Annotated in this window: 12 protein-coding genes; 3 read left to right on the top strand and 9 right to left on the bottom strand. The window is 65.5% G+C overall.

What is annotated here, in order from left to right:
• The coding region (locus Q427_RS20960) for a RapZ C-terminal domain-containing protein (RefSeq protein WP_043517053.1) at window positions 1-542 on the top strand (542 nt) is incomplete at its 5' end.
• Window positions 527-814 carry an HPr family phosphocarrier protein gene (locus tag Q427_RS20955; RefSeq protein WP_051496570.1) on the top strand — a complete coding sequence of 96 codons (288 nt, stop codon included), beginning with the start codon at window positions 527-529 and terminating at the stop codon, window positions 812-814. The genes Q427_RS20960 and Q427_RS20955, both read left to right, overlap by 16 nt.
• Before the next feature lie 94 nt (window positions 815-908).
• On the opposite strand, the gene pmbA is transcribed toward Q427_RS20955, so the two are convergent.
• Window positions 909-2,249: a metalloprotease PmbA gene (pmbA, locus tag Q427_RS20950; RefSeq protein WP_043517049.1), complete on the bottom strand. Its 1,341-nt coding sequence runs from the start codon at window positions 2,247-2,249 to the stop codon at window positions 909-911.
• 150 nt (window positions 2,250-2,399) lie between these two features.
• On the opposite strand from pmbA, the gene yjgA reads away from it, so the two are divergent.
• A complete protein-coding gene (gene yjgA, locus Q427_RS20945; protein WP_043517047.1) occupies window positions 2,400-2,906 on the top strand; it encodes a ribosome biogenesis factor YjgA in 507 nt (168 codons plus the stop codon).
• A gap of 324 nt (window positions 2,907-3,230) precedes the next feature.
• Here the strand turns inward: yjgA and tldD are convergent, their stop codons facing one another.
• The 8 genes from tldD to Q427_RS20910 form a co-directional block, all read right to left on the bottom strand.
• The gene (tldD, locus tag Q427_RS20940) at window positions 3,231-4,685 is read right to left on the bottom strand and encodes a metalloprotease TldD (protein ID WP_043517046.1); all 1,455 of its coding nucleotides are present in this window, start codon (window positions 4,683-4,685) and stop codon (window positions 3,231-3,233) included.
• Window positions 4,682-5,677, bottom strand: a complete 996-nt coding sequence (locus Q427_RS34560; protein WP_051496569.1) for a YhdP family protein — start codon at window positions 5,675-5,677, stop codon at window positions 4,682-4,684. Before Q427_RS34560 ends, tldD begins: the two co-directional genes overlap by 4 nt.
• Before the next feature lie 129 nt (window positions 5,678-5,806).
• Window positions 5,807-8,500: a YhdP family phospholipid transporter gene (locus Q427_RS20935; RefSeq protein WP_051496568.1), complete on the bottom strand. Its 2,694-nt coding sequence runs from the start codon at window positions 8,498-8,500 to the stop codon at window positions 5,807-5,809.
• Between the two features lie 7 nt (window positions 8,501-8,507).
• Window positions 8,508-9,971, bottom strand: coding sequence for a ribonuclease G (gene rng / locus Q427_RS20930; RefSeq protein WP_043517045.1), 1,464 nt, complete (start codon window positions 9,969-9,971; stop codon window positions 8,508-8,510).
• A gap of 65 nt (window positions 9,972-10,036) precedes the next feature.
• Window positions 10,037-10,636, bottom strand: a complete 600-nt coding sequence (locus tag Q427_RS20925; RefSeq protein WP_043517055.1) for a Maf family protein — start codon at window positions 10,634-10,636, stop codon at window positions 10,037-10,039.
• A 16-nt stretch (window positions 10,637-10,652) separates the two neighbouring features.
• The gene (mreD, locus tag Q427_RS20920) at window positions 10,653-11,144 is read right to left on the bottom strand and encodes a rod shape-determining protein MreD (protein WP_043517043.1); all 492 of its coding nucleotides are present in this window, start codon (window positions 11,142-11,144) and stop codon (window positions 10,653-10,655) included.
• Window positions 11,144-12,052: a rod shape-determining protein MreC gene (mreC, locus tag Q427_RS20915; RefSeq protein WP_081786130.1), complete on the bottom strand. Its 909-nt coding sequence runs from the start codon at window positions 12,050-12,052 to the stop codon at window positions 11,144-11,146. Before mreC ends, mreD begins: the two co-directional genes overlap by 1 nt.
• 231 nt (window positions 12,053-12,283) lie before the next feature.
• Window positions 12,284-12,703: rod shape-determining protein (locus Q427_RS20910; RefSeq protein ID WP_043517042.1), on the bottom strand; the 420-nt coding region annotated here is incomplete at its 5' end.

Genomic DNA, 12,703 nt, shown 5'->3' with positions numbered 1-12,703 from the left:
CCCTGAGCGACATTCGCAACCTGGCTGATCTGATCATCGATACCTCCCGGCTGTCGGTCCACGATCTGCGCGGCCGAATCACCGATCAGGTCGCCAGCCACCGGCCCGACCAGTTGACCCTGACCGTGGAGTCCTTCGGCTTCAAGGGTGGCGTGCCGCTGGATGCCGACATCGTCTTCGACGTTCGCTGCCTGCCAAACCCTTACTGGGACCCGCGCCTAAGATCCGCCACCGGCCGCGATCCCAGTATCGTCGCCTTTCTGGAGCAGTACCCGCTGGTGGGCGAGATGCTTGACGACATCATCGGCTGGATGGAGCGCTGGCTCCCTGCCTATCGCAGCAGCCACCGAAGCTACCTCACCGTCGCTATCGGATGCACCGGTGGACAACACCGCTCGGTTTACCTCGCCGAGCGACTCGCACACCATCTGGCCCAGCAGCAGCCCGACGTTCGCCTGCGCCACCGTGAACTCGGTATCCACACACCGGTTTCACCTTCACCACAGGACGCGCCGGGAAAGCCTGAATGCAAGGAGCCGTAAGCGTGGCCAGCCGCAAGTTCGTCTTGACCAACAAGCGTGGCCTGCATGCCCGAGCGGCCACCAAACTGGTCCAGTGCTGCCAACCCTTCCAGGCACGCGTCACCGTTAGCCGGGGCGGACAGGACGCCGATGCTTGCAATATCATGTCGCTCCTGATGCTCGGCGCCCCATGCGGCACGGAGCTGACGGTGAGCGCCGAGGGCAAGGACGCCGAACAGGTACTCGATGCGCTGGAGGCCCTGTTCGAATCCCGCTTCGAGGAGGATGCCTGAGCGGACCCCTCCACCCTCGGTGGCGCCTCGAAAGGCTTTCGCACAGGAACCGCACCCCCTCCCTGGCCGCTCCGCAGCCTACTGATATCTCGCCTCAACCGCCGGCGAGGGTCATTTCATCGATCAGCCAGCTGCCGGAGTGGATACTGCCCCGGGTGTCGATATCACTGCCCACGGCAGCCAGCCCCTTGAACATCGCCTCCAGGTTCGAGGCGATGGTGAACTCTTCCACAGGGTGCTGGATTTCACCGTTTTCCACCCAGAAGCCGGCTGCGCCCCGGGAGTAGTCGCCAGTGACGCCGTTGACGCCCTGCCCCATCAGCTCGGTGACGAGCACTCCACGGCCCATGCGCGCCAGTAGTTCCTCACGGGTCTCCAGCGGAGCGTCGATACGCAGGTTCCGCGCACCGCCGGCGTTGCCGGTGGTCTGCATGCCCAGGCGCCGCGCACTATAGGCAGAGAGCATGTAGCTGGCCAACCGCCCATTCTCGATGAAGACGTTGTCACGGGTCTGGACCCCGTCGTTGTCGAAGGGCGAACTGGCCATGCCGCCCTTCTCCATGGGCCGCTCAAAAAGGGAGAACCAGGCCGGGAAGAGCCCGTCGCCCAGGCGGTCGCAGAGAAAGGAGGCCTGCCGGTACAGGGAGCCCCCGGCAATCGCGCTCATGAGATGGCCAATCAGGCCACTGGCCACCGTGGCATCGAACAACACCGGCAGGCGCCCGGTATCGGGCCGACGGGATCCCATGCGGCGCAGTGTCTTCTCCGCCGCCGATCGCCCGACGGTCTCGGGTGCCAGCAGATCCTGCGGATCGCGGGCACTGGTATAGTCGTAGTCGCGCTGCATGCCCCCCTCGTCCTCGGCGATCAGCATGCAGGAGAGCGAGTGGCGGCTGCCGCACTGGCTGCCCAGGAAGCCGTGGCTGTTGGCATAGACCCGCACCCCCTCACCGCTGGAGAGCGAGGCCCCTTCGGACTGGCGTATCCCGGGCTGGCTCTTGCCGGCAGCCTCACAGGCCAGCGCCAGGTCGATGGCCTGCTCGGTGGTCAGCACCCAGGGGTGATGCACGTCCAGGTCGGGCAGCGCGGTCGCCATCAGCTCGGCATCCGCCAGCCCCGCCGCGGGATCCTCGCCGGTGTAGCGGGCGATGGCCATGGCCTTTTCCACGACCACGCGTATCGACTCATCGCTGGCATCCGTCGAGGAGGCGCTGCCCTTGCGCCCCCCCTGATAGACGGTCACCGCGATGCCCTGGTCGCGGGACAGCTCGACGGTTTCCACTTCGCCCTCGCGCACGCTGATGCCGATTCCCTGGTCGACGCTGGCGCCCACTTCGCAGGCGTCGGCACCCAGGTGGCGTGCCAGCGCTAGTGCCTGCTCGGCACGGGACGCCAGCAGCGGCTGTTGAGCGGCGGCATCGAAAGCCTGTGTCATCTGTCTCTCCCTCATTCACCGGCCCGGCCGGTATTCGAACGTGTCGGTATCCCGCCATGCGCTGGCGGGCTGGTATACTGTGTCGCATTGATCCCACCGGGGCGATCAAGCTCACGATACTGTTGACCCTTCACACTAGTTGGTAACGGCATGTCCCAGGAAGTCCCTTCACCGTCAGACGAGCGGCCCAGCAAGTCACAGCTCAAGCGCGAGATGCACAAGCTGCAGGCGCTGGGCGAACAGATCATCGCCATGACGCCAGCGGAGCGGTCACGGTTCCCGCTCTCCGATGACCTGCTGGCGGCGGTGGAGGAAACCTCGCGTATCCGCTCCCACGAAGGGCGTCGCCGCCATATGCAGTACGTCGGCAAGCTCATGCGCGGCGAGGACCTCGCCGCCATCCAGGCGGTGTTCGATTCCATCGAACAGGAGTCCCGCCATCGCGACCTGGCCTTCCACCGACTCGAGAAGTGGCGTGACCGCCTCATCGAGGAGGGCGACGAAGCCGTCGAGACCTTCATTGCCGACTATCCCGATGTCGACCGCCAGGCCCTGCGACAGCTGATCCGCAATGCCCGCCGCGAGCGTGAGCAGGACAAGCCCCCCACCAGCTCGCGACGGCTGTTCCGCCTGATCCGCGATACGGCTGGGCTCTAGGAGCCTCTCGGACTTAGATCGGTCAAGCCCGACAGGCGCCTGGCAGCCCCGGCAACACCGCCGGGAGCTGTCGCCTCCAGTCGCCGATGCGTCGGACCGGAGCTGAAGCTGCTCCTACAGCGAAGACTCATATGACAAGTGTCTGCTGGAGCACTCGGCCTGCCCCCGGCGCCCCTCGCTTCAAGGCACCTCTAAAATTTTTCAGAACGTCACCGAGCGAAGGCCAGACAAGGCGGCGCTCGGCGAGCCAGCGGAGTTTAGGAGCCTAAATGAGCATGGCGAGCCGAGCGCCAACACAGTATGGGCGAGCGCAGGCACGTTCTTTCACGAAGCAGTACCGCCGATGGTGAGCTCGTCCAACTTCAGGGTCGGCTGGCCGACGCCCACCGGCACCCCCTGCCCGTCCTTGCCACAGACGCCGATGCCGGTATCCAGCTCCAGGTCATGGCCGATCATCGAGACCCGGCCCATGGCCTCAGGGCCGTTGCCGATCAGCGTCGCGCCCTTGACCGGCGCGGTGATGCGACCGTCCTCGATCAGGTAGGCTTCGCTGGCCGAGAAGACGAACTTGCCCGAGGTGATATCCACCTGGCCACCGCCGAAGCTGACCGCATAGATACCGCGCCTGACGCTCTTGATGATGTCGGCGGGCTCGTCCTGACCGGCCAGCATGTAGGTGTTGGTCATGCGCGGCATCGGCATATGGGCGAAGGATTCGCGACGGGCGTTGCCGGTGGGTGCCATGCCCATCAGCCTGGCGTTGAGCTTGTCCTGCATGTAGCCGGTGAGAATGCCGTCTTCGATCAGCGGCGTATACTGCCCCGGCGTGCCCTCGTCATCCACGCTCATGGAGCCTCGCCGATCGGCCAGGGTGGCATCGTCGACCACGGTGACACCGGGGGAGGCGACGCGCTCACCCATGCGCCCGGCAAAGGCCGAACTTCCCTTGCGGTTGAAGTCCCCCTCCAGGCCATGCCCTACCGCTTCGTGGAGCAGGATGCCCGGCCAGCCCGGCCCCAGCACCACCGGTAACTGGCCCGCTGGGGCATCCACCGCATCGAGGTTGACCAGCGCCTGGCGCACGGCTTCCCGGGCATAGCGCTCGGCCACGTTCTCGTCACGCAGGCGGGCCATGGCATAGCGCCCGCCGCCGCCCGCGCTGCCGCGTTCGCGACGCCCATTCTTCACCGCGATCACGCTGACGTTGAAGCGTACCAGCGGCCGAATGTCCGCCGCCAGGGTGCCGTCGCTGGCGCGCACCAGGAAGACTTCGTGAACGCCGGAGAGTGACGCGCTGACCTGGGAAACCGAGGGGTCGGCGGCACGAGCCGCACGGTCGGCCTCCTTGAGCATGGCGATCTTGTCCTCGGCCGAGAGACCGGAGAGGGGGTCGATGGCGTCGTAGCGCACGCTGGCCTGGCTGATCACTTGGGGCGCCACCGATAGCGCAGCGCCGCTACGCACGATACCCGACGCCGTTCGTCCCGTCTCCGCCAGGGCGTCGGCCGTGATCTGATTGGAGTAGGCGAAGCCGGTCTTCTCACCGGCCATGGCGCGAACGCCCACGCCGCCATCGATATTGTAGCCGGCCTCCTTCACCTCTCCATCCTCCAGCACCCAGCTCTCGTGCCAGCTGCGCTGGAAATAGAGATCGGCGTAGTCGACGCCCGGCGTGAGTACGTGCCTCAAGCCGGCATCGAGCGACTCTAGGCCGAGGCCGCCGGGGCGCAACAGGATGTCGGCGGCGGTATCGAGCATGGCTTGCGATCGTGTCGTCATTCGGCGGCTTCCAATGTGATCTGCGGCGAGGTCCAGGGACCGCGCACGCGGTAGTGAATTCGAGTGACCCGATCGATCGCGCGTCCAAAGAGGCGATCGGCAATGAACAGGGCGCCACCCACCACCGGCGCTCCGGCAATCACCGCGGCCAGGGGCAGGCTGCTGCTGACTGGGACTGTGACGCCCAGCCGCTGGTCGAGTTCCCGCCGGGCCAGGTCGACGGTGCCCTCGAGCGTGAAGGTCGTTGCGGGGCCACTGATATGCACGGGCCCCTGGGTCTCCAGCACGCCTCCATATAGGGTAGCGGTACCGACCACGTGATCGAAAGCCGTACCCTGCCCGGTCACGTCGGAAAAGTCCATTCGCAGCCGGCGCACCAGATTGTCCACGTTGAGCAGACCAACCAACCTCGCCGTCGGTGACTCGAGGTTGACGAAGCGACCGTTGCGCAGCTCAACCTCGATATTGCCTCGCGAGCGGGCAAGGGCGAACTGCCACGGCGCACCCGGCCAGGCGAGCTGACTCCTGACCCGGGTTTCACCACTACGAATGGCCACCGGCTGGCCAAACTTCTCCAGCGCCGAGCCCAGGTCACGACCATCCAGGGAGATTCGGGAGCGGGTGAGGCTGTCACCCGGCCCGGCCGACTCCCAGATCATCTCGCCATGGGCCGTCACCTGCCCCAGTGTCAGCCCCAGTGGCGATACGCTCAATCTATCCGGCCCGCTCTGCCAGCGCGCGGTCAGGGGCCCCATCTCGCGCCCCTGGTACTGAATATCGGCAATTCGCAAACGTCCATGAGGTAGCTGACCGACCCAATTGGGCAATGGAGCAGGATCGGTTGCCACATCGATTTCGTCCAGGAAAGCCCCCACCCCATCGTGGCGGGCCGGCAGCAGGCCATCCAGGGTCAAGCGCTGCAGCGAAATGTCGAGGGGTTCTTCAAGCATCGGACGGTAGTCCAGGTGGCCGGTCAAGAGACTGGAATCCATGTTCACACGCCAGCCACCCCCGGCTTGAGGATTGGCTGTCGCTGTCGCCACACCCAGGCAGCCTCGGGCCCGACCAGGCACGTCGTATCCAGCCTCACCCGCCGCAACGGGAATTCGCCTGCCCCCCCTTCAGTGTCCATCAGCGAAGCAAGGACGTCGCCCCACTCCCGGACATCGAGGCGTGACTGGAAGAGGTCCGCTTCCCAGCCCTCGCCGTCGGGCCAGGCCGGAGCGCTGGGCCATCGCCCCAGCCAGACCTGCCCCTGGCCGCCTACCGAGCCCGGCATATCCCGCCAGCGTATCCTCAAGTCGCCACCCAGTTCGGCTTCCACGATGCGCCTGTCCAGGTCGCATCGACCACAGGGTGCGCGTCTCGCCCGATGTCTTGCCCAGCGGCGCCGGCAGATCGATGGCCAACCCTTGCAGGCCGCTCTCCAGTCGGAACGAGCTGCGCTCATTGATGCGCAGCCTTCCCTGCCATGGCAGGCGGCCGGATAGCAGTGGCCCGAGGTCCGGGATGACATCCAGCTCGAACAGCCGGGCGACGTCGATGGCGCCTTCGAGGTCAACCGAGCCAGCCCGGGTGTCGATATCCGCTTCAAGGGGACCACCCAGCAGGCGTGCCGCCAGGCGCCCCTGGAGCCCACCTGTCTCGCCTCTCTGCCGCCAAGCCAGTGGCCCGCTCACGTCGCGCAACGTAATGCCGAAGTCCCGGTGGGTCAGCTGCTCCAGCGCAACCGTGGTCTCCAGGTCCAGCGCCATGTCTGCGGGCTCGCCCAGGGGCAGGCCAAGAACCAGCTCACCGGTGACACCGCCGGCGCCTCGCCAGGCATCGACCTGCTCCAGGCCCGCCACCGGCATGGCCCCGAGATAACGGCGCAACGCATCGGCATCGGCCATCAGGTCGGCGGTTACCTCCAGGTGGTCATCGACCAGGGTGACACGGCCGCGACGCCCTTCGACACCGAGGCTTTCGGCATAGCGGACATCAGCCTCCAGGGTGTCGATACCCAGTTGCAGCCGGCCTTCGACCTGTTCAAGGGCCGGCCAGCCGGGAGCGAAGGGCAGCCGGCCATGTTCGATATCCAGGTCCAGCCCCATGCTGGGCGGAACACGCTCCTCCCCTCTGAAGAGCGGCAGGTGGAGCTTGAATGTGCCTCGAGGCACATGGCCCGCCACTCCGGCAGCCAGCCACTCTTCGAGCTCATCGCCAAGCACGCCGACCGGCAGCCAATCCATGAGCGGCCGCTCCAGGGCATCGACGTCGCGGAACTGCAGGTCCAGGCCCAGGCCGCCGCGCAGCTCCCCACCGACCACCAGCCCGAAACTGCCTTCCACCTCGGCACCCTGCCAACCTGCCCTCAGGCGACGCCCGCTGACGAAGCTGCGCGGCCCGTCATAGGACCAGCTGACCACGCCACTGGCGTGGGATAGTGCCATGGGGTCGGGAAATATACGCGGCAGTTCGAAAACCGGAGAGTCGACACCGACGAAATGCACGCGACCAGAAAGATCCCGAGCCTCGACCCAGGCGTCCAGCGGACCTCCGCCAGGCACCTCGCCCCAGGCAGAGACAGCAACCTGATGGACTGCGGCCCGCGCAACCCAGTTGCCATTCTCGCGCCCAACCCCCAGGCCAGCAACCAACCCGCGAGGATCGAGGGTCTCGATGACACGGGTCAGCCCCTCGGGCAGCAGGACCCGCTCTCGCCATGCGGCCAACGAAGCGAGATCGAATTCACTGGTGTTGAGCCACCACTCATCTGCGCTGTGACGCAGATGCCAGTAGCGCGGCAGCGCCGGTCCCGGCGATACCGCCAGCGACGCCGGCTCGGCCCAGTCGGTAGCCTCGGCATCACCTTCCAGCCAGGCCTCCCAGCCATCCTCGCGGCGCAACAATTGACCGCGGGCTCTGAACGGTTCCATCAGAATAAGGTCGCCACCACGCCGCAGAGCCAGTCGCGGCACTTCGAGATCCAGTCGGGCATCGGCCAGCGAACCCCGGTGCCAACGCCCCCATAGCCGGGCGTCTCCCCGGGCATCCTCGAGCCGCAGGGGGTCGTCGAAGGCAAACAGCCCGGCCAGGGCAATCAGCGTATCCAGCTTCATGTCGGCCTGAAGCGCCGCACTGAAGTCTCGTAGCCCACCGGGCCCCGGGAAGACGTCCAGCGCGGCGAGCAGGGAAGGTTCATCCTGGCCTTCAAGATGCACCTCCCCTTCGAGGTGGGCATGACGATCGTCGCCAGTAAGCAGAAGCCGCGGGGCATGCATCTCCACACGCTCCTGCTGGCCGTGCAGCACCAGGCGAACATCCTCGGCCCAGGCGCGCTGCCGCAGCAGAACCCCTACCCAGAAGTCCAGGGCATCCAGATCGAATTCGCCCTTGGGCATGAACTCAGGGGGAATGTCAGCAGGGTCAGGCCAGTGCCAGCCGCCCTGAGCATCCTGGTAGAGGTGCAGCGTCAGCCCTTTCAGTCGGGCATCCTCTACCACCGGAAAACCGTTTCTGAGTGAGTCTGCGGTGTTCAGGCGCAGACTGGCATGCTCGACTTCCAGCAGCGCCAACCCCTCGGGTCCACGCTGGGAACGGATGGTCAAGCCACCACCTCGCAGCAGGGGATCGAGCCCGGCCAGCCGGGAATTCATGCTCGCCAGTTCGACCACGGCCCCCGAGCGGGCCTCCAGCAGACGCTCGACCCGTGGCGCAAGCTCGTCCACCTGGGTCAGGGCCAGGCGCAACAGCAGCGTCGCCAGGGCCAACAGCCCCAGCACGGTGGCCGCCAGCGTCAAGAGCCAGCGGCCTGCTAGACGTATCGGATGCATCGCGGCGTCACATCAGCACGATGTCGTACTGCTCCTGGGAGTAGTGGCTCTCCACCTGAAAGCGGATGGTCTTGCCGATGAAGGTTTCCAGATCGGCCACCGCCGCGGACTCCTCGTCGAGCAGACGATCCACCACCGCCTGGGAGGCCAGCACCATGTAGGTTTCCGCGTTATAGGCACGCTCCTCACGCAGGATTTCGCGGAATATCTCATAGCAGACCGTTTCGGCGGTCTTCAGCGTGCCCCGCCCTGCACAGGTTGGACAGGCTTCGCAAAGCGTTTGCTCCAGGCTTTCCCGAGTGCGCTTGCGGGTCAACTGCACCAGCCCCAGCTCGGTGACACCGGTACACTTGGTCTTGGCATGATCACGCTCCAGCGCCTTCTCCAGCACACGCAATACCTGGCGCTGGTGCTCCGTCTCCTCCATGTCGATGAAGTCGATGATGATGATACCGCCCAGGTTCCGCAGGCGAAGTTGTCGGGCGATGGCATTGGCCGCCTCGAGGTTGGTCTTGAAGATGGTCTCCTCGAGATTGCGGTGCCCCACATAGCCACCGGTATTGACGTCGATGGTCGTCATCGCCTCGGTGGGATCGATCACCAGGTAGCCGCCGGATTTCAGCTGCACCTTGCGCCCCAGGGCCTTGATGATCTCATCCTCGACGCTGTAGAGATCGAAGATGGGGCGCTCGCCAGGGTAATACTCGATACGGGCCGACGAGTCGGGCATGAACTCTTCGGCGAATTCGATAAGCTTGACGTAATTTTCCCGCGAGTCGATACGCACTTTCTCGATGTCGTCACGCATCAAGTCGCGAAGGGTACGGATAAACAGCGGAAGATCGTCATAGATGACGCTGGGACACGGTGCGGAGACCTTGCGCTCGCCGACCTTGCGCCACAGGCGCAGCAGGAAGTGCATGTCGGCGAAGAGCTCTTCCTGGCCCACGTTCTCGGCGGCCGTGCGAACGATGAAACCACCGCTGACCTCGATATCCTGCTCCAGCTGGCAGCGCTCGAGCAGCTCTCGCAGGCGCTCGCGTTCACGCTCGTCCTCGATGCGCTGAGACACACCGTTATGCGGGGAGTCCGGCATATAGACCAGGTAGCGTGACGGCACCGAGAGGTGGGTGGTCAGACGCGCGCCCTTGGAGCCAATGGGATCCTTGGTGACCTGGACCACCAGAGACTGCCCTTCGCTGAGCAGCTGGCCGATGGCAAGCTGCTCCTCGGGAGAGGCGCCCGGCGGCATGACTTCATGGACATGAATAAAGGCGGCACGGTCCAGCCCGATGTCGACAAAAGCCGCCTGCATGCCGGGCAGCACCCTGACCACTCGCCCCTTGTAGATATTGCCGACGATGCCTCGCCGGCGCGTACGCTCGATGAGCGCCTCCTGCAGCACCCCGTTTTCCACCACGGCTACCCGGGTTTCCATCGGCGTCAGGTTGATCAGTACTTCGCCGCTCATGCGGAAATCCTTGTCCAGTCAGTCTTCGGGGCATTATGACATAGTGCGGACGGCAGACAGGGGCGTTATCGGTCGGCACCATTCCAAAGCGGTACGCCCTGACGCGCCAGCAGTGCCGCGGTCTCGAACAGCGGCAGCCCGACCACCGCCGAGTGGCTCCCCTCGATCCGCTCGATGAAGATCGCGGCCAACCCCTGAATGGCGTAGCCACCGGCCTTGTCGGCAGGCTCGCCGGTGGCCCAGTAGGCGGCTATCTCGTGCTCGGCGATGTCGCGCATGACGACCCGCGTCGTGGCGCAGGCCTCCAGCATACCTGCCGGACCGGACACAGCCACCGCGGTCAGCACCTGATGGGCGCGCCCCGAAAGCCCGCGCAGCATGGCTGCCGCATGCTGTTGATCGCGGGGCTTGCCCAGAATGACCCCATCGCAGACCACCGCCGTGTCCGACCCCAGCACAGGCAGGGAGGAGGGCCCTACGCCGGCAGCCGCCTTCTGGCGCGCCAGGCGGGCAACATAGGCATCGGCAGCCTCGCCGACGCTGGGCGTCTCATCGATGTCGACCGGGCGAACCTCGACCTCGACCCCGATGGAGGACAGCAGCTCCCGGCGACGCGGCGATGCCGACGCCAGGCACAGGACCGCAGTGGTGGACGATTCGCGCATGCAGATAGCCTCCAGATCAGCCAGTGCCAGCAAGGCGGCGCTCCATGGCCTGGAACATGGTCGTCAGCCAGGGCCAGAGTACGGCACCGATCAGCGAAGGCAGCAGGAAGGCGAGATGCATCGAGAAGGGGCCGAACAGGGTTCGCAGCCACTGCTCGACAATCTGCACCAGGCCCAGGAGCACCAGGATCAACAGCGACTGCTGGAAGAGGGAGTAGGTGCGAAAACGTGGGTAGACCAGTGCTGCCAGAAAGGCCAACAGCGAGAGTGTCAGGGCATTCTGCCCCAGGGGAGCGCCCTCGATCAGGTCCAGCAGGATGCCCAGCACGAAGCCGTGGAGTACCCCGACCCGATCGGGAGCCGACATGCACCAGTAGATGAGCATCAGCCCCAGCCAGTCGGGACGCCATATCTGCCACCCCTCGGCCAGTGGCATGACCTGAAGACAGAGTGCCAACAGCAGGGTCAACCAAACCCAGGGCAGCGCGGTGCGGGGGGTGCTCGCCATCAGTCTGACTCCTCGGCGTGCGCCGTTTCACCGCCGGATTGTCCCGCGGGAACCTGTACGGCAGGCACCGATTCACCAGGGTGCCTATCCGGGTCGGTATCCCAGGAATCATCGTCCGGCACCGCCACGGGGTCGGGCGGAAACAGCAGCAGGAAGTGGCGTGAGCGCTGCAACATGGCGACGGGAGTGGCGCTGACCCGGGCGAAGGGCTGCCCAGGATCATGCACCACCTCGCTAACACGCGCCACCGGATAACCGGCAGGAAAACGACCGGCGAGGCCCGACGTCACCAGCAGGTCACCCTCGCGAATATCGGCAGTATCCGGCACGTGCAGGACCCGCAGCTCATCATAATGGCCACTGCCCTGCAGAATGAAGCGCAGGCCATTGCGATTGACCTGCACCGGCAGGGCATGGCTGGCGTCAGCCACCATAAGGACCCGGCTTGAGTAGGCGGAAACGGCGGTTACCTGTCCGACCAGGCCCGAAGCATCCAGCACCGGCTGTCCCACGTAGACACCATTGCGGCGGCCGCGGTCGATGACCATCTGGTGATTGTACGGGTCGGGATCCAACGAAAGCAGTTCTGCGGTGATATAGGGGGATTCCTTGCGCGCCGCTGCTCCAAGCAGCTCCCGCAGGCGAACATTCTCGGCCGTGAGGCTGGACATATGCTGCACGCGATGCGAAAGATGCAGGATCTGCTCGCGCAAACGCTGATTTTCCTCCACCAGGGCACGCTGGTCGGAGAGGGCCAGGGAGCCCCAGGCCAGGACATCGCTGGGCACCGCGACCAGCCACTGGATCGGCGCCACCACAGTGGATAGCTGGGCGCGCACCTCCTCCATTCGCGTCAAGCGATGATCGGCGAACATCAGGGCGGAGGCGACCATCGCACACAGCAGCATGCGATAGCCCGGTACCGATCCATGAGAAAACAGCGGCTTAATGGCGAATCTCCCCCAGGTCTCCTCACACGCCTCGCCGGTATCAGGAAAGGTCTGAAGTCGTTACCGAGCGATCGGGCACAGGCGCGTGGAGCGCGGCAAACCTTGGGCCATGACTATCGGCTCAGGATAATGCACGGTCACCACTTCGCATCAAGCCGTCTCGACCACGCAGGCGCTTTCGAACGAGGCCTAGTCGCTGGAGAGCAGCTCGAAGGTATGACGATCGATCATCTCCAGTGCCTTGCCGCCACCCCGGGCCACGCAGGTCAGCGGATCCTCGGCGACGATGACCGGCAGCCCGGTCTCCTCGGCGATCAGCTTGTCCAGGTCACGCAGCAGGGCGCCACCGCCGGTCAGCACCAGTCCTCGCTCGGCGATATCGGACGCCAGCTCGGGAGGAGACTGCTCCAACGCACTCTTGACCGCAGCGACGATGGAAGCCAGCGTCTCCTGCAGCGCATCGAGTATCTCGTGGGAATTGAGGGTAAAGCTGCGTGGAATACCCTCTGCCAGGTTGCGCCCGCGCACGTCGATCTCGCGCAGCTCGCCGCCAGGATAGGCGCAGCCGATCTCTTCCTTGATGCGCTCGGCGGTGGCCTCGCCGATCAG

It is taken from the genome of Halomonas sp. BC04, from assembly GCF_000568385.1.
This window is presented reverse-complemented; position numbering and strand designations above follow the sequence as displayed.

Excerpts from the sequence above, each read along its gene's own strand:
- Q427_RS20955 (WP_051496570.1), top strand. The coding sequence starts at position 527 with ATGCAAGGAGCCGTAAGCGTGGCCAGCCGCAAGTTCGTCTTGACCAAC.
- pmbA (WP_043517049.1), bottom strand. The coding sequence starts at position 2,249 with ATGACACAGGCTTTCGATGCCGCCGCTCAACAGCCGCTGCTGGCGTCC.
- yjgA (WP_043517047.1), top strand. The coding sequence starts at position 2,400 with ATGTCCCAGGAAGTCCCTTCACCGTCAGACGAGCGGCCCAGCAAGTCA.
- tldD (WP_043517046.1), bottom strand. The coding sequence starts at position 4,685 with ATGACGACACGATCGCAAGCCATGCTCGATACCGCCGCCGACATCCTG.
- Q427_RS34560 (WP_051496569.1), bottom strand. The coding sequence starts at position 5,677 with ATGGATTCCAGTCTCTTGACCGGCCACCTGGACTACCGTCCGATGCTT.
- Q427_RS20935 (WP_051496568.1), bottom strand. The coding sequence starts at position 8,500 with ATGCATCCGATACGTCTAGCAGGCCGCTGGCTCTTGACGCTGGCGGCC.
- rng (WP_043517045.1), bottom strand. The coding sequence starts at position 9,971 with ATGAGCGGCGAAGTACTGATCAACCTGACGCCGATGGAAACCCGGGTA.
- Q427_RS20925 (WP_043517055.1), bottom strand. The coding sequence starts at position 10,636 with ATGCGCGAATCGTCCACCACTGCGGTCCTGTGCCTGGCGTCGGCATCG.
- mreD (WP_043517043.1), bottom strand. The coding sequence starts at position 11,144 with ATGGCGAGCACCCCCCGCACCGCGCTGCCCTGGGTTTGGTTGACCCTG.
- mreC (WP_081786130.1), bottom strand. The coding sequence starts at position 12,052 with ATGCTGCTGTGTGCGATGGTCGCCTCCGCCCTGATGTTCGCCGATCAT.